Origin of the sequence: Moorena sp. SIO4E2 (assembly GCF_010671945.1) — a bacterium.
GTDB classification, from domain to species: domain Bacteria; phylum Cyanobacteriota; class Cyanobacteriia; order Cyanobacteriales; family Coleofasciculaceae; genus Moorena; species Moorena producens.
Genome location: NZ_JAAHIE010001002.1, coordinates 1 through 1,967, shown reverse-complemented (window position 1 = coordinate 1,967; position 1,967 = coordinate 1). Strand labels below are relative to the sequence as shown.

The window sequence follows — 1,967 nt, the reverse complement described above, 5'->3', positions numbered from 1 at the left end:
TCGATCACACTTGGGAATCCTTTCGCCTGATCCATTGTGTCGAAATCCCACTTATTAGAAGGGAAAGCAGTCGTTCCAGTACAACAGATGATATGAGTAACATTTTGGATGGCAGGGGGGAGGCTAGGGCGTGTTTTCAAACTCGGAGATCCCCCTAAATCCCCCTTAAAAAAGGGGGACTTTGAGAATGGCTCCCCCCTTCCGCGCGGGGGGTTGGGGGGGATCTAAATCTTGCGGAAAACTTTGAAAACACGGCCTAGAGGGATAGCGGATATCACCAACTATAATCTCTACTCGGTTATCAAACATTTCCTGAGCTTTTTCAGCACTGCGAGTCAGAACACTAACCTGAAAACCTTTCTCTAGTAGCTTGGCCACCGTTAGCTGTCCAACCCCACCTGTAGCACCCGCCACCAGTACTTTCTCTGTTGAAGTCATCACCCCTGCTCCTCAAGTTTTGGTCTTAACTGGAATTGGAAATAAGTATATAGTAGTCGGGAGTCGGGAATCGGGAATCGGGAATCGGGAGTCGGGAAGTGTGGGAAGCCATGGCCAATAGGCCACGCTACGCGATCGCATTCAACAATCTCACTAATCCCAGGATTATTCTTGCTAATTGAAATTGTCAGCTATCAGCTGATAGCTGATAGCTGTTCGCTGAATCCTTACTTTGATTCCTAGGATTTTACAGAATCCAAAATGTAATTAGTCGCCAATAACCGTAAAAGTAAAGGCACTATCGGCAGGACGATCTGGAGAAGAAGTTTGTACGACCAAATAATCGGGTCCGACTTCAACAATTGCAGCAGACATATTGAAAGTCTTCCACGGCGAACCATATATAGAAACAGTAGGTGCTGGCAGACTTTGAAATCCTTCTTGAAACTGTATAAGATAAATACCTCCGTCGAGTTCCCGGCTTTTGAAACCCTCACCATACCATACTTGACCATCTGAATTAACAGCCCCATAAAGCTCACGAGCTTGAGCTACAGCAGGGTTAGCAACGAAAACAGACAAGCACAAAGCAACTAAAAGAAAGAAGGAAGCAACTTTCTTCCCGATAGACTGAAAATTCACCATCATATCTCCATTTGATGATCATTGTTAACCTAAAACTTTTGTTGTCTCAGGTTGCGATAACAACCTACCACGAACAGAGCAGACATTCCCCAAAGCCTTAACATTTTCTCAATATTTTTTTTAAAATTAATCTAGGATAGTAAACCAATATCTCTTACTTTGTCAAGCAAAGAAGGGAAGTGTGGGAATATCAAGAATCTCACCAATCCCAGCATTATAGTGCTACGCGCAAGTCAGAAGTCAGAAGTCAGAAGTCAGAAGTCAGCTATGACTAAGTTTCGGAATTTATGAATTTCAAACACCTTAATGCGTAGTGCTATATTCTTACTAATTGAAATCAAGCATTTCTTTTAAGCTAATAACCTTGGCCTTTCGGCCACGCTACGCGAACAAGCTTGGCCTTTGGCCACGCTACGCGAACAACCTGCTAACCTTATAACCTTTAACCTTTAACCTCCTAACCTTCAACCTCCTAACCTTCAACCTCCTAACCTTCACCCTTCAACCTTCAACAAAATAACCTTCAACCTTCAACCTTCAACCTTCAACCTTCAACCTCCTAACCCCAAAAAAATAGCCGCAGAAATACTATCCACGGCTAGAAAATTCACCTTGTCTTGATGCAGTCGCTCATGGGGGAAACCCCCAAGACCGCGCTGCATCGCTATGTCATTCAGTTTTTTCACCTATCCAGACATGATCCTATCTGATTAGACCCGATGGTTTTTCCGGGGGGAAAACCCCCCAGGAATTTAAGGTTTTACGGGATAATCAAGTACTTGACGGTAATTGTGATGAACTCTCCCGGAATGCCCGTTGGCTGAAGAGGAGTCCAGTCGGAAATTTCCGTGTAACGAAGTACATACAGGGTATGCATCGTATTA

General features: G+C 44.0%; 3 protein-coding genes and 1 pseudogene. All 4 read right to left on the bottom strand.

The window, feature by feature from the left end; genetic code table 11:
* Positions 1 to 438 (bottom strand): annotated as a pseudogene (locus F6K37_RS45915) (SDR family oxidoreductase); the annotation flags it as partial.
* A gap of 12 nt (positions 439 to 450) precedes the next feature.
* Complete coding sequence (locus F6K37_RS39930; protein WP_267871978.1) at positions 451 to 579, bottom strand: hypothetical protein; 129 nt, start codon at positions 577 to 579, stop codon at positions 451 to 453.
* A 126-nt stretch (positions 580 to 705) separates the two neighbouring features.
* Positions 706 to 1,086 carry a hypothetical protein gene (locus F6K37_RS39925; protein ID WP_008179137.1) on the bottom strand — a complete coding sequence of 127 codons (381 nt, stop codon included), beginning with the start codon at positions 1,084 to 1,086 and terminating at the stop codon, positions 706 to 708.
* Positions 1,087 to 1,634: 548 nt separating this feature from the next.
* Entirely contained in the window at positions 1,635 to 1,769 is a 135-nt protein-coding gene (locus F6K37_RS39920) for a hypothetical protein (RefSeq protein WP_287256807.1), read from the bottom strand.
* Positions 1,770 to 1,967 lie beyond the last annotated feature (198 nt).

Bases quoted from the DNA above. Each gene is read 5' to 3' on its own strand.
- F6K37_RS39930 (WP_267871978.1), bottom strand. From the start codon at position 579: ATGCGATCGCGTAGCGTGGCCTATTGGCCATGGCTTCCCACACTTCCC.
- F6K37_RS39925 (WP_008179137.1), bottom strand. From the start codon at position 1,086: ATGATGGTGAATTTTCAGTCTATCGGGAAGAAAGTTGCTTCCTTCTTT.